The 25,042-nt window shown below is 34.2% G+C and carries 16 protein-coding genes; 5 read left to right on the forward strand and 11 right to left on the reverse strand.

The window, feature by feature from the left end; genetic code table 11:
* Nucleotides 1-347 precede the first annotated feature (347 nt).
* Together gldJ and RM519_RS05040 are read left to right on the forward strand one after the other, a co-directional pair.
* Entirely contained in the window at nucleotides 348-2,039 is a 1,692-nt protein-coding gene (gene gldJ / locus RM519_RS05035) for a gliding motility lipoprotein GldJ (protein WP_311592484.1), read from the forward strand.
* 62 nt (nucleotides 2,040-2,101) lie between these two features.
* The gene (locus RM519_RS05040; RefSeq protein WP_311592485.1) at nucleotides 2,102-3,358 is read left to right on the forward strand and encodes a UDP-N-acetylmuramoyl-tripeptide--D-alanyl-D-alanine ligase; all 1,257 of its coding nucleotides are present in this window, start codon (nucleotides 2,102-2,104) and stop codon (nucleotides 3,356-3,358) included.
* Here RM519_RS05040 and RM519_RS05045 read toward each other — a convergent pair.
* The 11 genes from RM519_RS05045 to RM519_RS05095 form a co-directional block, all read right to left on the reverse strand.
* Nucleotides 3,344-4,198, reverse strand: a complete 855-nt coding sequence (locus RM519_RS05045; protein ID WP_311592486.1) for a BadF/BadG/BcrA/BcrD ATPase family protein — start codon at nucleotides 4,196-4,198, stop codon at nucleotides 3,344-3,346. The genes RM519_RS05040 and RM519_RS05045 overlap by 15 nt on opposite strands.
* A gap of 34 nt (nucleotides 4,199-4,232) precedes the next feature.
* Nucleotides 4,233-5,237: a type I glyceraldehyde-3-phosphate dehydrogenase gene (gene gap / locus RM519_RS05050; RefSeq protein WP_311592487.1), complete on the reverse strand. Its 1,005-nt coding sequence runs from the start codon at nucleotides 5,235-5,237 to the stop codon at nucleotides 4,233-4,235.
* A gap of 18 nt (nucleotides 5,238-5,255) precedes the next feature.
* Entirely contained in the window at nucleotides 5,256-6,242 is a 987-nt protein-coding gene (pfkA, locus tag RM519_RS05055; protein WP_311592488.1) for a 6-phosphofructokinase, read from the reverse strand.
* Nucleotides 6,243-6,469: 227 nt separating this feature from the next.
* Nucleotides 6,470-8,347 carry an alpha-amylase family glycosyl hydrolase gene (locus RM519_RS05060; protein ID WP_432280176.1) on the reverse strand — a complete coding sequence of 626 codons (1,878 nt, stop codon included), beginning with the start codon at nucleotides 8,345-8,347 and terminating at the stop codon, nucleotides 6,470-6,472.
* A gap of 4 nt (nucleotides 8,348-8,351) precedes the next feature.
* Entirely contained in the window at nucleotides 8,352-10,007 is a 1,656-nt protein-coding gene (locus tag RM519_RS05065; RefSeq protein WP_311592489.1) for an alpha-amylase family glycosyl hydrolase, read from the reverse strand.
* A 12-nt stretch (nucleotides 10,008-10,019) separates the two neighbouring features.
* Complete coding sequence (locus tag RM519_RS05070) at nucleotides 10,020-11,159, reverse strand: alpha/beta hydrolase (protein ID WP_311592490.1); 1,140 nt, start codon at nucleotides 11,157-11,159, stop codon at nucleotides 10,020-10,022.
* A complete protein-coding gene (locus tag RM519_RS05075; RefSeq protein ID WP_311592491.1) occupies nucleotides 11,156-13,027 on the reverse strand; it encodes a glycoside hydrolase family 13 protein in 1,872 nt (623 codons plus the stop codon). Before RM519_RS05075 ends, RM519_RS05070 begins: the two co-directional genes overlap by 4 nt.
* A gap of 23 nt (nucleotides 13,028-13,050) precedes the next feature.
* On the reverse strand, nucleotides 13,051-15,354 hold the full coding sequence (locus RM519_RS05080) for a glycoside hydrolase family 65 protein (RefSeq protein WP_311592492.1): 2,304 nt from the start codon (nucleotides 15,352-15,354) through the stop codon (nucleotides 13,051-13,053).
* Between the two features lies 1 nt (nucleotide 15,355).
* The gene (pgmB, locus tag RM519_RS05085; protein ID WP_311592493.1) at nucleotides 15,356-16,012 is read right to left on the reverse strand and encodes a beta-phosphoglucomutase; all 657 of its coding nucleotides are present in this window, start codon (nucleotides 16,010-16,012) and stop codon (nucleotides 15,356-15,358) included.
* Nucleotides 16,005-17,378 (reverse strand): MFS transporter, encoded by a 1,374-nt coding sequence (locus RM519_RS05090; RefSeq protein WP_311592494.1) that lies wholly within the window; start codon nucleotides 17,376-17,378, stop codon nucleotides 16,005-16,007. Before RM519_RS05090 ends, pgmB begins: the two co-directional genes overlap by 8 nt.
* Before the next feature lie 138 nt (nucleotides 17,379-17,516).
* Complete coding sequence (locus RM519_RS05095) at nucleotides 17,517-18,536, reverse strand: LacI family DNA-binding transcriptional regulator (protein ID WP_311592495.1); 1,020 nt, start codon at nucleotides 18,534-18,536, stop codon at nucleotides 17,517-17,519.
* 296 nt (nucleotides 18,537-18,832) lie between these two features.
* Here RM519_RS05095 and RM519_RS05100 point away from each other — a divergent pair, with 296 nt between their 5' ends.
* From RM519_RS05100 to RM519_RS05110, 3 genes are read left to right on the forward strand one after another with little or no spacing between them, the layout of a single operon-like run.
* On the forward strand, nucleotides 18,833-21,787 hold the full coding sequence (locus RM519_RS05100) for a SusC/RagA family TonB-linked outer membrane protein (protein WP_311592496.1): 2,955 nt from the start codon (nucleotides 18,833-18,835) through the stop codon (nucleotides 21,785-21,787).
* Nucleotides 21,788-21,797: 10 nt separating this feature from the next.
* A complete protein-coding gene (locus RM519_RS05105) occupies nucleotides 21,798-23,687 on the forward strand; it encodes a RagB/SusD family nutrient uptake outer membrane protein (RefSeq protein ID WP_311592497.1) in 1,890 nt (629 codons plus the stop codon).
* Between the two features lie 18 nt (nucleotides 23,688-23,705).
* Nucleotides 23,706-25,016: a SusE domain-containing protein gene (locus tag RM519_RS05110; RefSeq protein ID WP_311592498.1), complete on the forward strand. Its 1,311-nt coding sequence runs from the start codon at nucleotides 23,706-23,708 to the stop codon at nucleotides 25,014-25,016.
* The last annotated feature ends 26 nt before the right edge of the window (nucleotides 25,017-25,042 follow it).

The raw sequence follows: 25,042 nt of genomic DNA on the forward strand, positions 1-25,042 counted from the left end.
TTCCATGCATATGGTTCCTACGCCTACATTTCTGATTCTAATTCTCTAAGCCAAAATTCAAATTTTCCTTCTGAATAAATATCATATCCTGTTTAATCATTGTCACCAATCTATTCAATAAAATAGGAAAACAATTTACTTCATTAGAATCATAAAAACTCATATTCTAAACGCCCTATATAATCAGTTAATTTAATAGATTACAACTTCATACATAATAAAGAAATAAAACAATCGTTATAAACTTGCAAAATTAACCGAATGCCCCAATAAAAATTAAAATTTTCTTGTGAGGATATTTATTTAATGTAAATTTGGCTCAAAGAAACCCTAAAGTTGAAATGAACATGAAAAACATAATTGCTAATTCAAAATATCTTTTGATTGCTGTTATCGCTATTTCCTTAATAAGTTGTCATAACAGAAATCCAAGAAGTGTTTCTTCCCTTACTGGGTGGTCTTCTAAAGATAAAGCAAATGCTGGTTTTGCCCCAGACAATAATTACAAAGGTCAATTAACCCCTCCAGGAATGGTTCTTATTGAAGGCGGAGCATTTACAATGGGAAGCGTTCAAGACGATGTAGTTTTCGATTGGAATACGACTCCAGTGAAACAACAAGTTCGTTCTTTTTATATGGATGAAACAGAAGTAACAAATACAGAATATAAGTTTTATTTAGAATGGTTAGCTCAAGTTTTCCCATCATCAGACGAGAATTACAACCATATATATAAAGCAGCATTACCAGACACCTTAGTTTGGAGAGATGCATTAGGCTTTAATGAATTACTAACAAAAACATATTTAAGACATCCATCTTTTCAGGACTATCCGGTAGTTGGTGTTAGTTGGATTCAAGCTTCTAACTACTGTAAATGGAGAACTGAAGTCGCCAATGAGCGTATTTTGATTGAGAAAGGTGTTCTTAAAAACATCTATGAAGATGATTCTTTATCTGTTGCTGGTAAAAACAGATTTGATACTGATGTTTATTTCGAAAATCCTTATTTATTATTTGAAGGAGATTCGACTATTTATGATAAAGGCTTGCCTGAGTATAAGAAATCTAAAGGTAGAGGTTCAAGAGAAGAATTTTCTGGACGTCACGTAAAAATGGAAGATGGATTGACTATTCCAGGGTTTAGACTTCCGACTGAAGCTGAATGGGAGTTTGCTGCAAAAGCCGACGTTGAAAACAGAGAATACAATAATATTAGAGGCCGTAAAAAATATTCTTGGAACGGAAAATATACACGTAACAAGGATAGAAGAAGTGCCGGTGATCAACTAGGAAATTACAAACAAGGACGTGGAGATTATTCTGGTGTGCCGGGTTGGAGTAGTGATGGAGCAGATATTACTATGGCAATTAAACAATATCCTCCTAATGCATATGGATTATATGACATGTCTGGAAACGTAGCAGAATGGGTAAATGATGTATATCGTCCAATTATTGACAACGAGGCAAATGACTTTAATTATTTCCGTGGAAATGTTTTCAGCAAACAAATGATTGATAGCGAAGGTAAAGTTGTTGTTGCGGATTATAATAATATGGAGTATGATACTTTAGACAATGGAAAAATTGTTGCAAAGTATTTACCTGGCACGATTAAAACGGAGACTATAACGAAGGAAGATGCTTATATGCGTCCTAACTATAATCAAGGATATAATATTAATGCTAGAGATGGTGAATTAGCTTCTACAAAACATTTTGAAAAGGATGAAGATGAGTTAGACACAAAACCAAGAATGTATAACTCGCCTGTTACTCCTAGAGAAATTGGTGAAAAGGGTTTAATGATTCAACAATATGATGAGGAGAATAGAACTACTATGATTAGCGATCAATCACGAGTTTACAAGGGAGGCTCTTGGCAAGATAGAGAATACTGGTTGGATCCTGCTCAAAGAAGACATTTACCCGAATTTATGGCTACAAGTTATATTGGATTTAGATGTGCAGTAGACCGTTTAGGACCAATGACCCCAAAACGAAGAAAACGATTTAATTCTGATGTTGTAAGATAAAACATCGTTCAAAATATTTCTAAAGACCTCGTTTTATCAACGAGGTTTTTTATTTTTACAATATGACTATAAATAAACTCCACTCTCTTTTTTTAAAACATCCAACTGTTGATACAGACACGCGAAAAATTCGTGAGAATTCTATTTTCTTTGCATTAAAAGGGGAGAACTTTAATGGAAACTTCTTTGCTCTAAAAGCATTAAAAAATGGTGCAAAATATGCCATTGTTGATGAAGATCTGAATACAAATAATGAGCATATAATTAATGTTACAGATGTACTAAAAACATTGCAACAACTTGCAACATATCATCGAAACTATCTTTCAATACCTATTATCGGATTAACTGGTAGTAATGGCAAAACGACAACCAAAGAATTAATGCATGCTGTATTGCATAAAAAATATAATTGCACAGCAACTGTTGGAAATTTAAATAATCATATCGGTGTCCCTCTTACGTTGTTATCCATGAACGATGAGACGGAAATAGGAATTGTAGAAATGGGTGCAAACCACTTGAAAGAAATTGAATTATTATCTGATATTGCTCAACCAAACTACGGTCTAATTACTAATTTTGGAAAAGCACATTTGGAAGGGTTTGGCGGACTTGAAGGTGTAATTAAAGGGAAAAGTGAATTATATAATTATATCAAGGATTCAAAAGGGATCGTCTTCGTTAACCAACATGACCCAATTCAAATAAAACAAGCCAAAGGATTAAATCAAATAGGTATTGATTCTTCTATACAGTTAGTCAATTCTCAACCATTTGTAAAAGTTTCTTTTGAAGATCTTCAAATCCAAAGTAATCTCATCGGTGATTATAATTTCAATAATATCGCGTTAGCAATTACTATTGGAAATTATTTTAAAGTGAATAAAAATCAAATTAAGGAGGCTTTAGAAACATATATCCCAACTAACAATAGGTCACAAATAATAAAAAAGAAATCGAATAAGATAATTCTCGATGCGTACAATGCTAACCCGAGTAGTATGAGAGTGGCACTTGAAAATTTCAATACGCTTAAAGAACAACCTAAAATTGTAATCCTCGGCGATATGTTTGAACTCGGAACAACGAGTAATGAAGAACATCAAACTATATCAGAATTGGCAGAAAATTTAAATTTTGAAAAAATATTTTTAGTTGGAGAAAACTTTTCAAGTATAAAAACAAGAAAAGCTTCCAATTTTGAAAGCTTTTCTGAGTTTATTAATAATATAGATTTTAGCACTTTTAAACATTCCACTATCTTAATAAAAGGATCACGTGGTATGGCATTAGAACGGGTTTTAGACTTTCTCTAAAAGGTTTTGATGGTATTCTATCAAACCGTCTATTGGTCTTCGTACAATATTACCTATAGTAACATTGTATTTTTTTGCCATTTTATAAATAATGTCTGAAGAAAAGTAAGCGATCGAACCTACAAAATGCACGGGAACTTCTTGATGATTATCATATGTTTTAATTCTGTTTTTAAAGAAATCTTTCATTCCTTTTTTAAGAACTGAATTAAAATAATCATTTCGTTCATTTCTAAAAATGAATTCCGCAAAACGCGCCAAATACGCATTAGGGTTCTCCTTTTTATATATATTCTCCTTTACTGAATCTGCGTTTAAATCGAATTTATTTGCAAACTCTTGACGTAGATGTTCTGGCATTTTCTTGTAGAAATAATCTCTAATCAATTTCTTTCCAAAATAATTTCCACTAGCCTCATCCATTAAGGTATAACCTAAAGATGGAACTGTAGTGTGAACATCTGAACCATCAAAATAACTACTATTAGATCCAGTTCCTAAAATACAAATGATTCCAGGCTCTGTAGTTGCTGCATATGTTGCCGCATATGTATCTTCCTTTACAACAGCTTTAGCATTTACAAAATAATCTTCAAATACCTTCTTTAGGGCTAAGGTTGGTTTCGGTGTTCCGCAACCCGCTCCATAGAAATAGATATTTGTGACCTTATCTGCGTATTCTTTAAGATCTTCATTGTCGGTAATTCGCTCAATAAGGGACTGAACACTTAGAACTGCGGGATTTAACCCCAATGTTCGCGTTTTCATTTCAACCTCTCCCGAATTGTCTAATACAATCCAATCTACTTTTGTAGAACCGCCATCAGCTATTAAAATCATAAATAAGAAGTAAAGTAGTTAAAATATGTTGTGCTTATAATGAATTTACGTGCAATGCTAATTCAATTATTTTTGTTGAATATCCAAATTCGTTATCGTACCAAGATACAATTTTTACGAAATTATCATTCAATCCAATACTTGCATTTGCATCAAAAACACTTGTTCTAGGCTCAGAAACAAAATCTTGAGAAACAACTCCTTCATCCGTATATCCTAAAACACCTTTTAATTCATTTTCAGATGCTTCCTTAATTGCCGCTTTTACCTCATCAAAAGATGCTCCTTTTTCTAATCTACACGTTAAATCCACAACAGACACATCAACTGTTGGTACTCTAAATGCCATTCCAGTTAATTTTCCGTTTAATTCAGGAATTACTTTTCCAACCGCTTTTGCTGCTCCTGTAGAAGCTGGTACGATATTGTTTAAAGAGGCTCTTCCTAATCTATAATCCTTTCTTGATGGACCGTCTACTGTAAATTGTGTAGCTGTTGCAGCATGCACAGTTGTCATTAATCCTTCTGCAATACCAAACTTATCATTTAATACTTTAGCAATAGGTGCTAAACAGTTTGTTGTACAAGACGCATTTGAAACAATAGTATCCGTCGCTTTTGCATTTTTATGGTTAACTCCCATTACAAACATCGGTGCATCTGCAGATGGTGCAGAAATAACAACTTTCTTTGCTCCTGCATCAATATGCGCTTGAGCCTTATCTAATGTTGTAAAAATACCTGTACAGTCTAAAACTACATCTGCTCCTACTGCATCCCATTTTAAATCTTGTGGATTTCTTTCAGCAGTAATTCTAATCTCATTACCATTTACTACTAGATTTCCGTTATTCACTCCGATTGTACCATTAAACTGACCGTGAACAGAATCATACTTTAACAAATATGCTAAATGCTCTACATCTAATAAATCGTTAATTCCAACAACTTCTACCTCTTCTGGTTTCGACATTGCTACTCTAAAAGCAATTCTTCCTATTCTACCAAATCCGTTAATTCCAATTTTTGTTTTCGACATAATCTTTTTTATTAATGTTTAGGTGCTCATGATATCTGACACACGCAATAATTCTAAATTTATTTTTGATTTACCTTTAATCGCATTGTCTAAAGGTGTTAATTCTATTTTATTATTCAACAGCCCAACCATATAATTAGTTTGACCTTCTATTAAAGACTCCACTGCCTTTACTCCCATTCTACTCGCCAACACCCTATCAAAACATGATGGTGCTCCACCACGTTGCATATGACCCAATACAGAAACACGAACATCGTATCCTTCCATATTCTCATCTACATAGTCTTTCAATTCAAAAATATTCTTACCAATTTTATCTCCTTCTGCCACTACAACAATACTTGAAGACTTACCAGACTTTTTACTTCTATTTAAAGACTCTACTAATCTGTCCAATCCTAAATCTTCTTCAGGAATTAAAATCTCTTCGGCTCCACCGGCAATTCCAACGTTTAAGGCAATATGACCAACGTCCCTGCCCATTACTTCAACAAAGAATAATCTGTTATGAGAACTTGCTGTATCTCTAATCTTATCAATTGCATCGACCACTGTATTTAATGCCGTATCAAATCCTAAGGTATGTGAAGTCCCGAAAATATCATTATCTATGGTTCCCGGAATTCCCATTACAGGAAAATTGAATTCTTGATTGAATATCATTGCTCCAGTAAAAGTTCCATCACCTCCAATAACAACTAGCCCATCTATACCTTCCTTTTGAAGATTTTCAAATGCCAATTGTCTTCCTTCTTTTGTTTTAAATTCTAAAGATCTTGCAGATTTTAAAATGGTCCCTCCTTTATTAATAATACCTTTTACACTTCGAGCATTCATTTGTTTAAAATCACCTTCCATCAATCCTTCGTACCCACGATAAACTCCAACACATTCTATTTTATGATATGCGCAAGCTCTAACTACTGATCTTATGGCTGCATTCATCCCTGGAGCGTCTCCTCCCGATGTTAAAACTGCTATTTTTTTAATTGTATTTTTCATATAAATATTACAATTGCAAATTTAATCTTTAAGCCTTTAGATTCCTATAATTTTCAAGTATTTTCACTAAATCGATTTCGAGATTACACACTCTTTAAAAAACAGCGCCTCAAATTATATTTAAACACAATCGAACTTAATTTCATTAAACAAAATAAAATTAAAGCAATTCACAACGAAAATAATTTCGACTTACAACGTAATTTTAAAGACTAAATGAAAAAAATCTAATTCAATTTTAGAATTAATGACTGTAATGGTTCCAACGTCAATTTAATAGTCCCTTCTTGTTCCTTATAAAACATACTATAAGGTTTTTGATTATTTAGTTGGTCTAACAGTTGATACTCCTTATCGGTTAACTTCCACTTTTGAAGAATGCTTGATGGGATTTTAAATTCTAAATCATACATATTCGCATCATCAAAATTCGAAATGATAATTAATTTTTCATTTTTTGACCAACGAACAAAAGAAAATAATTGATCGTTGTAACCAACTGTTTTTTTTCTATTATAATGATGAATTTCTTTATATCCACCCATTAAGGCTTCACTCGTTACGGTAAAACTTAAAAGACGTTTATAAAATTCTCTCAATTCCATTTCTTTAGAGGATGATTGCCCTCCATCAAATTTTTTGTCATTCATCCAACGCTGATGATGAGGTACTCCAATATAATCGAAAATTGATGTCCTACTAGCCGAACCAAACCCAGCATTTTCTACACCTGGCTCCCCTACTTCTTGACCAAAATAAATGAGTGTAGGAGACGTGCTTATGGTTGCTGACACAACCATTGCGGGTTTCCCTTTTTCTGCATTTCCCGCAAATTCAGGACTTGCAACCCGCTGTTCATCATGATTTTCTAAAAAGTGCAGCATATGATGTTCTATATCATTCAAATCTTCTTGAATTTTTGAAAGATTGTCAGTCGATCCGCGACCTTGCATAATATTTTTAATAGTATCATACAAAGCAACTTTATCATACAAATAGTCCATTTTTCCTTTAAAAATATAATCTCTATATAAACTAGGATTATACACCTCTGCGAGCAAAAAAGCCTCGGAATATTTAGATTTAATAGTTGAATTCATATAGTTCCAAAACTCAACAGGAACCATTTCCGCCATATCATATCTAAACCCATCAACGCCCATTTCTAACCAAAACATAGCAATATCTTTGAACTGAATCCATGATTTTGGAATATCTTTATCTGACCAAAACTTAACAAAATCTTGATACTTCATTTTTTCAGAATCTAATGGTAATCCTTCAAAATCTTTTGTGCCATCCTGTTTTACTCCATAATTCACTTTTACAGTTTCATACCAATCATAAAAACTTGGCTGCGCCAATCTCGAACCATTTCCGGTCCATTTTGCCGGAGACTCTTCAAATTTACGATCAACTAATACATGCGTATCACCCCCTAAAGGCTTATACTCATTTTCCCAAACTGGAACTTTAAAGGATTTGCTCTGGATATAATAGAAATTATTATGTTTTGCATATTCTAAAGAGGAATTATCTGATGCTCCGAAAGGCTCTATTCCCTTTGGGCTTGATTTGCCTTCATATTTTCTAGCAACATGATTTGGTACGATATCTATAATTACTTTAAGTCCCGCCTCATGAGTCCGTTTAACCAAGGCCTTAAACTCTTCTAGTCTATGCTCTGGGTTTTCGGATAAATCCGGATTTACATTGTAATAATCTTTTACTGCATAAGGAGATCCTGCTCGGCCTTTTACCACATCGGGATCATCATTAGAAATACCATAATCTGAATAATCAGTAATGGTTGCGTGATGCGGAACGCCGGTATACCAGATATGAGTAACTCCTAAATCTTTTATTTCTTTTAAAGCCTTCTCGGTAAAATCATTGAATTTTCCAACACCATTTTCCTCGATAGTTCCCCAAGGTTTGTTGGTTGTATTTGTATTTCCAAAAAGTCTTGTAAAGACTTGATATACTACTTTTTTTCGCTCTTCCTTATTAGAATGATCAGTATTACTTTCTTGTTTTTCGATACAAGAAAACATAAGAATTCCAGACAAAACAACTAATAAAATATATTTTAATCGCAAAGTCATTATGCTAATTATAGAACTTTTCTAAAAGTACAATGTCATAATTTGAATCAATTACCACGGCCCCATTTTTCACCTTTCCAAAACTACCTGAATAAGCATCCTTTAAGGTATCTCCTTCTTCAAAATTAGCACCAACAAATAATTCTTTTTCTCCTTTTACTAAGTCCAATCCAACGACAACAACTTCAGAGAAATTACCTTTTGAATAAGAACGTTCGAAAACGTAAGGGCTTTCGGAAATTATCTTATGAACTCCTGCTCCTATTGCAGGATGATCTCGTCTAAATTTACCCAACTTCTGCCAATGCTCTAGAATCAGTATTTTTTTCTCATTAATACTATAATGAGTCCAATCCATTTCTGAACGCAAATTGGCGTCTCCATTCGCACCTTCGACAATCAATTCCCTTGCTACTTCGTCTCCGTAATACACTTGTGAAGTTCCAGGGCTCAATAATAATTTAGTTCCTGCCTCCAATGGTTTATTTCTCTCTTTATCAAAAGGATAAGAATCATCGTGTGAACTCACATAATTCATAATTCCCTTACCTTTTAAACTTCCTCTTAAAGCATTATTGTAATATGAAAATAATTTCTCATAGCCATCATGTGCGTTATTTCTAAATTCAAAATTGATCATACTAGTAAAACCGTGCTCATAATAATCCACTTTTACATCTCCAAAATCGAATTCTGAACCGTTTTTAGGAATTTCATATCCGTATACTTCTCCTACAGTATAGAAGCCATTATTATCTAGAACCTTATCTGGGTTATTCTTTTTCCACAATTCAAATGAATATTGACACTCTTTGTAAAATTCTGCCCAAACAGATTCCTCAATGTGACGTACCGTATCAGCCCTAAACCCGTCAATTCCATAATCTTTAATAAAATCTGTCAACCATTTTATAATGTAAAATCTTGGTGCTTTTGGATATCCAGTTCGCTCAAAAAAGGCATTCAATTCGTTCATTTCCTTTTCATACCTGCCCTCTTCTTTCCATTTTGCCACCAAATATTCTGGCAACTCAACAGCATCATTACTTTCTGTTCTTATATCGGGTAGGTTTTCTACTAATGTACAAGTAATTGCAGTTTCATAATCTTTATAGGTACAAGCCGGAGTTGTTCTTACCCATTCATCCGGCCAAACAGAATCCATTGGAGTTACAGGACCCGTATGATTAATTACAGCATCTAACACTACTCTAATGCCCTTAGAATGCGAAACGGCAACTAATTCTTTTAAATCTTCCATAGTTCCAAAATTTGGATCTAAGGCGGTCCAATCTCGCGTCCAATAACCATGAAATCCGTAGGTCACTCCAGTACCTTCATCAGTACTTCCATGAATTTGTTCTACCAATGGTGTCATCCAAATAGCATTGATTCCTAAATCTGTGAAATAGCCTTCTTTTATTTTTGCAGTAATTCCTTTTATATCCCCTCCTTTAAAACCTCTTAATACAGCCGTTTCATCTGTACGTTCAAAATTTAAGTCATTTGAAGGGTCTGCATTGTGAAACCTATCGGTTAATAAAAAATATAAATTCGCCCCATTCCAATCGAAAGGATTTTTCGAATTATCTTTTGGTTGTAACGCTGTACATCCAATAAGAAGTGAACCAATTAAAAGTAAAACACTTAATTTCTTCATAATTTCATATTACTATTTAAACAACCAAACTATGGCCTCTTTAAAATTATTTTTCCATAACTCTTCATTGTGCTTCCCATCTGGAACCACCTTTGATGTTATATTTTCTAATGGAAAACCTGCATTAACCATAATATCCTGGACCGTATTCATATTTTTAACCGTTTGGTTTATCTCTTTAAACACGACATTTCCTCCTTCTTTTCCTCCTGCTAAAAAATAAAATCTTGAATCTTGAATATTCCCATGAGTTTTTGTGTACTCGTTTATTTCTGGGGCAAACCAAAAGGCAGGAGAAAACACTCCTACTTTACCAAATATATCCGCATATTTAATACCCGCGTAGTGAGATATTAATCCACCCATTGAACTACCAATAATTGCGGTATTAGATTTGTCTGGCTTGGTTTTATAATGCTGATCAATATAAGGCTTTAAAGTTTCAACAATGAATTGGAGATAAGCATCTCCTTCTCCTCCACCATATTTTTCATTCTTCCAAGGAGAGTATTCATCTAACCGCAAACTTTGACCGTTGTCAACACCGACTACTATTAGTTTTAAACCCTGTTCACTGTAAAGTTTATTCAAGGTTTCATCTACACTCCATTCACCAGAATAGGATGTACTCGAATCAAAAATATTTTGACCATCGTGCATATAAACAACTGGAAAAGGTTCACTAGATGTTTCATAATTTGGAGGCAAATACATCCAAATTCTACGGGTTCTATTTAATTGTGGTATTTCAAAATTCTCTAACAATACAAAAACATTTTCTGCTATTGTCTGTTGCGCAATTACTTCAACTTTATCCCAACTCGCAATTTTCAACTTTATAGTTTCACTCTCTTCTTTAAAACTGTAAGTTCTATTTTCTATTTCATTTCCTTCTGCTCCACTTTCAACAGTTCCCCAAGAACCTTGTGTGAATTTAAAGTTGATTGTCCCAACTTGTTCAGAAAGTGTAATCTTAAACATTCCTTTTTCTTCAGTCAATTTAAAAGACTCTTGACCTCCCGTCCAACCTTCAAAATCACCAGAAATGTAGACCGATTTTGTCCCTACCGGAAATTCATCTACAATCAAAGTAACCTGAGATATAGAAATTTGACTACTAACTAATATGAATAAAAAAACTATTTTTTTCATTTTTTTGTAGTCAATATCAAAACTCCTTTCTCTTCTAAATCTATTGAATCACCCCAGACAAATTCACTATCATCAATAATACTTTTTATTGATTTCCCTTCCAATCCAATTTCCACATATCGTTTTAAATCGATAGTCATTGGCTCTTCGTTTTTGTTTAGGATTACAACTACAGTTTCATCATCAAGCGTTCTAAACATAAAATATGTTCCCATGAAAGGTGCAAAATGCACGGTCTTTCCTTTATGTATTGCGGTACTGCTTTTTCTATAATTCAATAGTTTGCTCATAAAGTTTTGCATATCTCTTTGAGGATCAGTCAAACCTGCTCCTGTGAAAGCATTCACTTTATCTCCAGTCCATCCTCCCGGAAAATCTGTGCGTACCAATCCATGATCTCCTGGTTTAGCCGAATCATGCATCAAAATTTCAGTTCCATAAAAACCTTGAAAAACTCTTGGTATTAAGGCATAATAACTCAAAGCCATCTTTGTCTTTGTAACATCCAAATCCATTTGAGTATGAATTCTACTCATATCATGATTGTCAGGAAACACCATGATTTGTTCCGGATTCGAATATCCAAAATCATTCGCCAAGCCTTCATAAATTTTCACCAAACCTTTATCCCAAGATTCTTCTTCTTTTAATCCATCTATAACCAATTTTTGCATAGCAAAATCCATACTCGATGTTAAATTTGAATCATAATCATCCTGATTTTTTTTGCCATCTTGCCAATAGCCGATTAACAATGGATTATAACTCCACTCCTCTCCTACGATGGAAAAATTTGGATATTCATTCATAATAGCTCCTGCCCAATCAGACATAAACTGCTTATCAGGATATGGATACGTATCTTGGCGAATACCTCCTAGGCTTGCCTCTTCAACCCACCAAATACTATTTTGGATTATATATTTAGCCATAAATGGATTTCGCTGATTCAAATCTGGCATTGAAGATACAAACCATCCATCAGCCATTCCTTTTTTATCACTTTCAGATGCATATCTGTCTTGGTTGGTTGTTCTTCTATGGTTTGAATACTTGGTTTTCTCTCCATTTTCAAATTCTTTTTGAAAATTTACCCAATCCTCAAATGGCAGATCTTTCATCCACCAATGTTCTAAACCACAATGATTTGCAACTTGATCCATAATCAACTTCATTCCCCTACTACTCATTTCCTTAGAAAGGGCTTTATAATCATCAAGTGTCCCAAACCTAGGGTCTATTTCATATAAGTCTGTTATGGCATATCCATGATATGATTGACTCGACATGTCATTGGTTAATAATGGATTGGTCCAGATTGCTGTGTAACCTAAATCATCTATATAACTCAAATGATCTATGATTCCTTCAATATCACCACCATGTCTTTTATAATTATCAGATCTATTTACTTCTTGCTCCAATAAACCTTCTATTTGGTCATTACTTGCGTTTCCATTTACAAACCTATCTGGTGTTATAAGTAAAACAGCATCCGAACTATCAAAACCTTGAACCAAACTAGCATCTTTTTTACGGTTTTTTAAATTATACTCATGAGAAATGACAACTTTATTTCCTTTCTTAAACTGAATATTAAAAACTCCTGCCGAGGCTTTTGATAAATCCAAATCAATAAATAAGTAATTAGGACTCTTCGCTTTATGAATTTTTAAAATCTCAATTTTCTCATTTTGAATGACTGTTGTTAAATCAGAAACATTTTCTCCATAAACCAACAATTGTAATTCTGGGTTTTCCATTCCAGCCCACCAATGCATCGGCTCAACTCTATCTATAGACTGCCCTTGCAAACTGAATATACAAGCAGACAACATAAATGTTATTTTAATAAGAATCTGTTTCATGATAAAATGTTTTAAACTATATATTAAACCGTAACCAATTCATCCTTTTTAATTAATCGTTTTTCTCCACTAACAAAAATCTCTGCCGGCATTTCAGATTCATTGGTAAAAGTACATCCTTCATGACTTACATGCACTTTTAGTGTACTCCCTCTAAAGTTAATTTTAAATGAATAAGAACTCCATTCATCCGGAATTTGTGGATTAAACGACAATACACCATCAAAGTTTCGCATACCTCCAAATCCTTGAACAATGGCAGACCATGTTCCAGCCATACTTGTAATATGTAAGCCTTCATGTACCTCATGATTATAATCGTCTAGGTCTAATCTTGATGTACGTAAATATTGTTCATAAGCTTTTGGCATTCTATCTATACTTGCCGCCAAAATTGCATGAATACAAGGTGACAATGAAGATTCATGAACCGTTAACGGCTCGTAAAAATCAAAATGTTTCTCAATTTCTTCTTTTGTAAACCTATCTTCGAACATATACATTCCTTGCAAAGTATCTGCTTGTTTTATATAACAAGAACGAAGAATTCTATCCCAAGACCATTTTTGATTAATAGGTCTATCTTCTTTTGATAACTCTGATGTCGGAATTAGTTCTTTATCCAAGAAACCATCTTGCTGCAAGAAAACTCCGTACTTTTCACTATATGGAAAATACATTGCATCAGCTACTTTTAACCAATTAACAACTTCCATATCTGTTAAGTTCGTAAGTTCAATTACACGTTTATAATCAGCACCAAATTCTTCTTTAACCTTTTTCAGGTTTTCTACTGTATACTCTATACACCATTTTGCTAAATAGTTAGTATAGTAGTTATTATTTATATTGTTTTCATATTCATTTGGTCCAGTAACACCTAAAATTACATATTGCTGTTTGTATTCAGAAAAAGAAGCACGTTGATGCCAAAAGCGAGCAATTGCGATCATTACTTCTAACCCAAATTCTGGAACGTATTTGTAATCTGAAGTATAGTTTACATAATTATAAATAGCATATACCATAGCCCCATTTCTATGAATCTCTTCAAATGTTATTTCCCATTCGTTATGACATTCCTCACCATTCATAGTAACCATAGGATATAAAGCCGCCCCATTTTTAAATCCAAGTTTCTCCGCATTTTCAATGGCTTTCCCCAATTGATTGTGACGGTATTGCAATAAATTTCTCGCCACATGCTTGTCCTTAGTACTCATATAAAATGGAATACAATAGGCCTCCGTATCCCAATAAGTACTTCCTCCATATTTCTCGCCTGTAAAGCCTTTTGGTCCAATATTTAACCTCGAATCTTCTCCAGAATAGGTCTGGTTCAATTGAAAAATATTAAATCTGATGGCTTGCTGTGCCTTTACATCTCCTTCAATAATTATATCTGCAGTTTCCCAAATGTTGGCCCAAGCTTTTTTCTGCATTCCCAATAATGTGTCGAAACCTAAACTTGCTGCTTGGTATAAAACTTTTTGAGATTGTGAAATTAACTGTTCTTTTGGGTGATTCATTGACTGACTATATCCTCCAAACTTGATCAAAGAAATGGTTTCTCCTTGATTCAAATTTGCTTTTGAAACATAATCGATTCTTTTCTCTTGCTCATGAACCGTCTTAGGAAGATGTACTTCTTTACCGTTCAATTCGTAAGAAATATGCATTCCGGTAGCAACATAGAATTTTGTTTTTAATGTTCTAGATAATATGACAGCATCATTATCTCTATCTTCTATATCTAGCACCTTCCAAAACACCTCATCATAATTTGTATCTTCATTCATAATTCCACCATCTAAATATGGCGAAAATTGAATACTACCACTAAAATTGACCGGAGTAACACTATATTTTATTGCTCCAATTTCGTGTAAATCCAACGAACAAAAACGGATTGACTCCACTTGAATTTGATCTCCATTATTCATGGTTGCCTTAAAAGAGCGTTTCAAGTAACCCTCCTTCATATTTAGTTCACGAGAAAAATCAGAAACAGCGCAGGTATTTAAATCCAGTTGCTCATCTCCTATTTTAATTTCAATTCCAATCCAATTTGGTGCATTCAATACTTTGGCAAAATATTCTGGATATCCATTCTTCCACCATCCAACGCGTGTTTTATCTGGATAATAAATTCCGCCAATATAACTTCCTTGAAAAGTTTCTCCAGAATAATGCTCTTCGAAATTAGCACGTTGCCCCATAGCCCCGTTACCAATACTAAAAATACTTTCTGAGGCCGTTGCCTGTGATTTATCGAACCCTTCCTCTAGTATAGACCACTCGTTCGGTAATATATAATCTATATTCATCTTATTCTTTTATCAATTCTTTAATCATTTCAATGGTCAATTCGCTTGTAGAATTTAAATTGAAATCTGCTTCATTTAGGGTATTTTTATCTCCAATTCCTATGCTTACCATACCTGCAATATTCGCTGCTTCAACTCCTGCAATGGCATCTTCTATAACCACACAATTTTCAGGCGTAGTTTTTAACTTTTCTGCCGCAATTAAAAATACTTCAGGGTCTGGTTTCGCTTTTGATACATCATTCCCATCTACAATAGCATCGAACAAATCAATCAATTCTAATTGATTCAATATTAATCGTGCATTCTTGCTTGCAGAACCCAACGAAAAAGGAATAGTTTGCTCTTTTAAATACAATAGCACTTCATGCATTCCTTCTAAAATTTCATCTTGTCCCATTTGGGTGATGTATTGTAAATAATGCTCATTCTTATCTTGCATTATTTTTATTTTCTCTTCTTCAGGAAGATTAACACCTCCTATATTTAGCAATATTTCTAAGGAGCGAACTCTGCTCACTCCTTTCAATAATTCGTTTTGTTCTTCTGTAAAATCAAAACCTAAATCATTGGCTAATTTTTTCCACGCTTTATAATGGTACTTTGCAGTATCTACAATTACACCATCTAAATCGAATATAAATGCTTTTTTACTCATTTGTTTGATAGGTTATGGCGCTTTTATTTGTAATTAATAAATTACAAAGGCCCGCAATTATTAAACTAAATCCTGCCACCAACATAGCGTTGATTGGAGCATCTCCCAACAATCCAGAAACAAAATTAATTCCTCCTAATGCTGCGATAATTTGTGGAATTACAATAAACATATTAAAGATTCCCATGATAACTCCCATCTTTTTAGGATCTACCGAACTCGACAGCATGGCATATGGCATTGATAAAATACTTCCCCATGCAAATCCGATTAAAACAAAACAATACTTAAGGTTTTCTGGTGAAATAAAGTTCATCATTAAGAAACCTATTCCTCCAAGAATTAAAGATCCCATATGAACTAATTTTCGATTGATTCTACGTTTAGAAGTGTAAAAAACTAATATTAACGCAAAAGCCATCGAAGATAATCCGTACACTCCCATTGCAGAACCAACAAGATTTGATGATTCTTGAAATGCCGTATTCGCAATGTCAAATGCTTCTGCTTGAGCAGGCATTGTTAAATCGTAGTTTGCCTCGATAGGAGCCGGATTTTCAAAAACATGCTCTGTTAAAGCAGGGTTTGCCAAACTCCACATGGTAAAAAATGCAAACCATGAGAAAAACTGAATTACTCCTAATTTTTTCATAGTTAATGGCATGCTACCAATATTGGCTACTATATCTTTGATAAAGGTATTTTTAGAGGCTTTCTTTTCTCTTTCAAACTCTTCCATATCCTCAGGCGGATATTCAGTAGTTGTGAAAACGGTATATAAAATACTCACAAGAAAAACTAATGCACCTATTGCAAATGCAATTTTCACTGACATTGGCACAACACCTGATTCAGCGGAGTTGCTCACACCTAATTGAGAAATCAACCATGGTAAATTACTTGCCACCCAAGTTCCAATTCCAATAATCAATGTTTGAACAACAAATCCATAAGATCGTTGTGATTCATCTAATTTATCAGCAACCAATGCTCTAAAGGGTTCCATAGAAATATTTATGGATGCATCAAGAATCCATAAAAATCCTGCTGCTACCCATAGCGTTGGTGAGTGCGGCACAAAAAATAATGCTAAAGAACTGAGTACTGCCCCAATTAAAAAGTAAGGTCTTCTTCTACCCCACCTCGGGTGCCAAGTTTTATCACTTAAATAACCAATAATTGGTTGTACTATCAGTCCTGTTAACGGAGCTGCAATCCACAATAATGGAATTTCTTCTTTTCCTGCCCCAAGTGTTTGAAAAATTCGGGACATAAAACCTCCTTGTAACGCAAATCCAAATTGAATTCCAAGAAACCCAAAACTCATGTTCCAGATTTCCCAGAAACTTAGTTTCTGTTTTTTCATCGGTAAATATGTATTAAAATTCTATTGAACTATATTGACTGAAAGCCTTAAATTCAATGGTGTGAAGTCGAAATTTAGTAAATTGTGAAATTACTTTTGTGGGTCAAATATAGAAATAATTTTCTAAATCAAAATTCTTTAAACACTTTTTGTGGATTTTCTAATCTTTAAATTAGTAGACAAGACAATTTTTTGTGGCTGGATGTCTTCCTTACTTTCAATACGGTCTAATAGCAATTCTGCGGCCTGTTTTCCCATTGTAAATCCATGCTGAACCACCGTAGTTAAAGGAGGCAAAGCAAGTTGTGAAATTGGTCCATCTGTAAATCCGATCACACTAATATCTTCTGGAATCTTAAAACCTTTCTCCCGTGCAACATTCATCGCTGTAACTGCATAGACTTCATTAACAGCAAAAATACCATCAGGCACATTTCTATCAAAAAGCTCCTCAATTTGCTCCCGAATACTTTGCTTTTCGTTTACCTCAACCATTAAATTAGTATCCGCCTCTAACCCATGACTTTGTAATGCTTTAACATAACCTTTCTTACGAAGAGCACCTACTGTAATTTCATTTGGAGTAGTAACTAATGCAATTTTTTCACATCCAGTTTCTATAAGATGACTCGTAGCATTCATTGCTCCACTAACATCGTCAATTATAACTTTATCACAATTAAAGTCTTCATTAATTCTATCAAACATCACCAATGGAAAATCATCTTCCAATAAGTTTTTAAAATGACTATAATCGTTTTTCCTTTGCGTCTCTTTTGATATTGAAGCGATCAGTCCGTCTACACTACCATTGGTAAACATGTCAATATTCATCACTTCTTTATCAAAAGATTCATTTGATAAACATATCATAACATTGTACCCTCGCTTGTTTGTTACTTCCTCTATGCCTCTTATTACCATAGAAAAAAAATGATGCACAATATCAGGAACAACAACACCAATTACCTTTGTTTGTTGGTTTTGTAATCGAACCGCTAAACTATTAGGTTTGTAATTATATAACTTGGCAAATGCTTGAATTTTCTCCCTTAAATCTTTACTTATTTCATTACTATCCTTCAACGCTTTCGAAACGGTTGAAATAGAGACTTCAAACTCTTTTGCTATTTTCTTAAGAGTAATTTTTGGTCGCATTATTTAATCTAGAATTCTTTTCAAATATAACGTTAAATTTAACAATCCCATCAATAAAAAAGAGTTAAACAATTCTATCTTATCAGATAATATATTGTACAATAAAGACAATTTACTACAATTTTACTACAACGTTTTCGTGCATAAGTTATTAAAACTATAACGTTTTCGTAACCCGTTTAAATATTAAAAAATTGTTAAGAATATAATTAAGATATAGCTTCACAAGGTGAAATTCGAGATTTAGTACAATTGTTTAACTTTTAAAAACTAAAATTTATTTAATTCAAAACTACATGAAAAACTTAAGAATATTAATCGTTCTTTTTATGCTTCCAATCTTTTCGTTTGCCCAGCAAACCGTAAGTGGATCAGTTACTGAAAAATCTTCTGGTGAAGGATTACCGGGAGTCGATGTAATTATAAAAGGAACAACTCGTGGAACTTCTACAGATTTTGATGGAAACTATACCCTAGATGATGTAAATGAAGGAGATATCCTTTCTTTTTCTTTTCTAGGTTACAAAACAATCGAAATCGTTGTTGGAACGAACAACAACATTAACGTAGAATTAGAAGAAGGTTCTGAAGCCTTAGATGAAGTTGTAATTATCGGTTATGGTACTACTACTGTAAAAGATGCGACAGGTTCTATTGCCTCAGTAAAAGCGGATGACATTAATAAAGGTGCAACAGCTTCAGCAGAACAACTTTTAGTTGGTAGAGTTGCTGGTGTACAAGTTACACAAGGCGGAGGTGCTCCTGGATCAGGAGGTACAATTCGTATTAGAGGTGGTGCTTCCTTAAATGCATCAAACAGTCCTTTAATTGTTATTGATGGAGTTCCTGTTGATAATAACGGCGTATCCGGAGCAAGAAATCCTTTAAACCTTGTTAACCCAAATGATATAGAGTCATTTTCTATTTTAAAAGATGCATCTGCAACGGCCATTTATGGTTCAAGAGCATCGAATGGAGTTGTAATTATCACAACAAAAAAAGGTAGAAGTGGCGATCTAGAAGCGAACTATAGTGGAAACGTATCTGTACATGAAAATATAGAATTTGTTGACGCCTTATCTACAACTGATTTTATTGATTATGTAAACGCAAACGGAACACCATCTGATATTGCATTATTAGGAAACGCAACAACAAACTGGCAAGATGAAATTTTTCAAACAGCCATGGGTACAGACCATGCTTTAAGTCTTTCTGGAGGTAGCGATAGAGTTGATGTTAGAGGATCTATAGGTTATACTAAATTAGAAGGTACTTTAAAATCATCGGAAATGGAAAGAGCAACCTATGCATTAAATATAGGTTCTAAGTTTTTTGACGATCATTTAAAGGTAGATATCAATTCAAAAGTTGCTCTAATCAACAACCAATTCGCAGATACTGGAGCCATCGGAAATGCGATTGCATTTGACCCAACGCAACCAGTTTGGAATGGATCAAAATACGGAGGATATTATGAATGGGTAGATGAAAGTACTGGGAATCCTATTACTGTTGGTGCTCCAAGAAATCCAGTTGCATTATTAGATTTAAGAGAAAATAAATCGAACGTACAACGTTTTATTGGAAATATAGTTTTCGATTATTCGTTTCATTTTTTACCAGAATTAAAGGCAAACCTAAATATGGGTCTTGACAATTCTTCTAGTAAGGGTACAAACACCATGTCAAATGTTTCTGCAACAACAGTATTGGCAGATGGCACGAATTTAGGTAACGAGTCTACTTATGAACAAAAGAAGGATAACAAATTAATGGACTTTTATTTTAACTATGCTAAAGACTTAGAGTCTATCAATAGTAGAGTTGATGCAACGGCTGGTTATTCATATCAAAACTTTATTAATAAAGGCTCAAGCATCGGTAACTTACAAGACCCAACTATTTCAGAAATGTCTGATTACTACAATGAATTGAATCTTCAATCATTCTTCGGAAGATTAAAGTATTCTTATGCTGATAAGTATTTATTAACTGTAACCTACAGACGAGATGGTTCTTCTAGATTCAGCGAAGCGAACAGATGGGGTAATTTCCCTTCTGCGGCTTTTGCATGGAAACTATTAGAAGAAGATTTTATGAATGATACTAATACCTTCTCAAATTTAAAACTTAGATTAGGATGGGGTATTACTGGACAACAAGATATTGGAAGCTTCTACCCTGCCATTCAGACTTATTTAGCAAGTACAGGTACAGCACAATATCAATTTGGCGATAGTTTTATTCAAACTTATAGAGCAGAACCATTTAACTCAACTTTAAAATGGGAAGAAACTACAACGTATAATATTGGTGTAGATTTCGGATTCTTTAACGACAGATTAAGTGGTAGTATAGATGGATACATCAGAGAAACTGATGATCTATTAAACTTTATTCCTTTTCCAGGTGGTTCTTCATTGTCAAATGCAGGAAATGCTAATATAGGATCTATGAGAAACACAGGGGTTGAAGTTGCATTGAATGGAGCAGTAATTCAAACTGAAGACATGTTATTAGATTTAGGATTAAATGTCACATGGAATGATACAGAAATCACTGGTTTAACGACTAATGATAGTGACGACTATGATGGTGTACCAACAGGAGGGTTTTCTGGAGGTGTTGGAAACACTGCCCAAATACATTCTGTCGGATATACTCCTAGTACTTTCTTCGTTTACCAACAAGTTTATGACGAAAATGGAAAACCATTGGAAGACGTTTATGTAGACAGAAACGGTGATGGAGAAATTACATTAGATGACAGATATAGATATGAAAGTCCTGTTGCTGATTTAACATTTGGTTTTAACACAAATTTCAACTACAAAAATTGGGACTTTACAATGTCTTGGAGAGGAAGTTTCGGAAACTATGTATATAACAATGTTGACTCTAGCTTAGGTTTCCAACAACAATTATTAAACCAAGCATTCCCTCAAGTTATTTCCAATGGTGTTGGAAATGTATTGGAAACAGAATTTGTAAATGGAGGAACAGCTAGATATTTATCAGATTACTATGTTCAAGACGCTTCATTCGCAAAATTAGATAACCTAGGAATTGGATACAATTTTGGTGGTTTGTTAGGACAAGACACAACGTTTAGACTGAATGGAACGGTGCAAAATGCATTGACTATTACAGATTATGAAGGTATAGACCCTGAAGTTTTTGGAGGAATAGATGGAAACAACTATCCGAGACCTAGAATTTATACGTTGGGTGTTAACTTAAACTTTTAATTAAATTAAGATGAAAAAATATTCTTTTAAAATATTATTTGCAGGTGCGTTTATATTCTTATTCTCGCTTACCTCATGTATAGATGACTTGGACACCGTGCCTAAGGATAATGATATTACATTAGCCGAAGATCTATTTAAAGATCCTTCTGCCTATAAACAAGTTTTGGCAAAAGTTTATGCCGGTTTAGCCATTAGTGGACAACAAGGACCTGCCGGATTACCTGATATCTCGGGTATTGATGAAGGGTTTAGCCAATATTTAAGACAATACTGGTTAGCGCAAGAAGTAACAACTGACGAAGCCATTATTGGTTGGGCTGATGGTAGTTTACCAGATTACCACAATCATAGTTGGACTGATGGAAATGAATTCATTAGAGCGTTATATGATAGAATAATTTATCAAATTACTTCTGCAAACGCGTTTTTAAGACAAACAACTCCAGATTTATTAGATGCTAGAGGTGTTGAAGGGCAATTACGTGCTGAAGTTGAATTGTATAGAGATGAAGCTCGATTTTTAAGAGCTTTGAGTTATGCGCATGCAATGGATTTATATGGAAATGTTCCTTTTGTAACGGAAGAAGATGAAGTTGGATTCATTTTCCCAGAGCAAATCAGTAGAGCAGATTTATTCACTTTTATTGAAAGCGAATTATTAGCTATTGAAAACACCTTAATGGACCCAGGAACAAATGAATATGCTAGAGTAGATAAAGCAGGTGTTTGGTCTTTATTGGCAAAAATTTATTTAAATGCCGAAGTTTATACAAGTCAAAATAAATTTACTGAGTGTATTACTTACGCAAACAAAGTTATCAATGCTGGGTATGCATTAGAAGCAGAATACGAACATTTGTTTTTAGCAGATAACCATATGGCAAACGGTGTAATTTTCCCTATCGCATTTGATGGGCTACGTACACAGTCTTATGGTGGAACTACTTTCTTAATTCATGCTGCTGTAGGAGGATCAATGTCTCCAGCGGACTTCGGAATTAACGGAGGCTGGGGTGGTAACAGAACTACCAGCGCTTTAGTAGATTTATTTGAGATAGACCTTGGAGATTTACAAGCAGGATTGGGCCCAGTTTCTACTTGGGGATTAGTTGGTAATGCCACTCCTAACGGATGGGATGGACCAGATGTAACTTTACATGAAACTGGAACGGCAAATGTTTTTGAAACTTTTGTTACTCTTACAGATGGAGAGTGGAAAATTAGAGAGAATAATGACTGGACTAACAACTTTGGAGATACAGGTGCTGATGGCACTTTAGAACCCGGAGGAGATAATATGGTTGTTTCTGCTGGAGCATATAAAATTACAGTTGATTTTAATGCGAATACTTATACAATTGCCCCTATTGGAGATGGAAGAGCTTTATTCCATACAGATGGGCAGAATAAAGAGATTGAAGATGTTTCAACATTTACGGATGGATATGCTATTACCAAGTTTAAAAACGTAGATAGAAATGGCGTACCAGGAGCTGATTCTTCTGGAAACTTTACAGATACAGATTTCCCATTATTTAGATTGGCAGATATTTATCTAATGTATGCAGAAGCTGTACTACGTGGAGGTGCTGGCGGTAGTGAAGGAATGGCCGTAACTTATTTTAATGATATTAGAATGAGAGCAGGAAACCCTGAAACTGTAAGTTCATTAGATTTAGATTTAATCTTGGACGAAAGAGCAAGAGAATTATATTGGGAAGGACATAGAAGAACTGACCTTATTAGATATGGTAAATTCTCTGGAGGCGATTATGTATGGCCTTGGAAAGGTGGTATTGCAGAAGGAACAGCAACTCCAGGTCATTTAGACTTATACCCTATTCCAGCTACTGATTTGAATGCAAATCCAAATCTTACTCAAAACGCGGGCTATTAATTTTTAAAAATGAAAAAAATGAAAAATTTAACATATAAAATATTCATGTTATTAGTAGCACCTATTATGCTTATTAGTTGCTCTAATGATGATGACATTGTTACATTAAATTCAAGTGCTACTGTTGATGTTAGTTTATCTTCTTCGAGTGTAGTTTTAGACCCTGCAACACCAGATGCAGAAGCCTTAAAAATAACTTGGGCACGACCAGATTTTGGTTATAGTGCTGCTCCAATTTATAAGGTTCTTATAGACAATGCTGATGGAGATTTCTCTGCAGCAGCTTCAATTACAGCTGGTTCTAATTTAGAAGTATCTCTTACTACTAGCCAATTAAACAGTCATCTTTTAAACCTTGGGTTCGAAAAAGATATGCCAGCAGATGTCAATATAAAAGTTATTGCTGAATTAGGAGACTACAATTCTATTGAGTCGAGTATTTCTGTTCTAAATGCAACTGCATACGAAGATAAATTAGATTTATCTACCAATTGGGGTGTTGTTGGATCAGCGGCAAATGATTGGGGCGCAACTCCAGATCTACCTTTCTACACTACAGATCAAGCGGGTGTTTTGGTTGCGTATGTTAATTTAATTGATGGTGAAATTAAATTTAGAGAAAACAATGCCTGGGATTTGAATTATGGAGATGATGGTGCCGATGGAACTTTAGATGAAGGTGGAGCAAATATTGCTGTAACAGCAGGTTCTTACAAAATAGAAATGAACCTAAATAATTTGACTTATACAATGGAATCTTATACTTGGGGACTGGTAGGAGATGCTACACCAAACGGTTGGGATGGACCAGATGCGCAACTAACTTATGATCCATATTCAGATCAGTGGAGAGCGATTGTTGAATTGACTGATGGTGAAATGAAATTTAGATTAAACAATGATTGGGGAACCAATTATGGAGATGATGGTGCTGATGGTACCTTAGAAAATGGGGGCGCTAATATTGCGGTTTCCGCCGGAATCTATATTGTTACAGCAAATTTTGATGACTTGACCTATTCGATGGAAGAAATTCAATATATCTGGGGAGCCGTAGGAAGTGCAACTCCTAATGGATGGGATGGTCCTGATGTGCAATTTACCCGTGATTGGAGTACTAATGACGAAGTTTGGATTCTAAACGGTGTTACTTTAGTAGACGGAGAATGGAAAATTAGAGCCAATAATGATTGGGGGTTAAACTTTGGTGATACAGGTTTAGATGGTGTAATGGAAAACGGAGGAGATAATATTCCAGCTACCGCAGGAACCTATAATATATCTGTAAGTTTTGTAAACCCAGACGCACCTACTTATACTATAGAATAAATTTAATTAGTTTTTTAAAGGGTTGT

The sequence above is a fragment of the Urechidicola vernalis genome, assembly GCF_031846385.1.
In the GTDB taxonomy this organism is placed as follows: Bacteria; Bacteroidota; Bacteroidia; order Flavobacteriales; family Flavobacteriaceae; genus Urechidicola; species Urechidicola vernalis.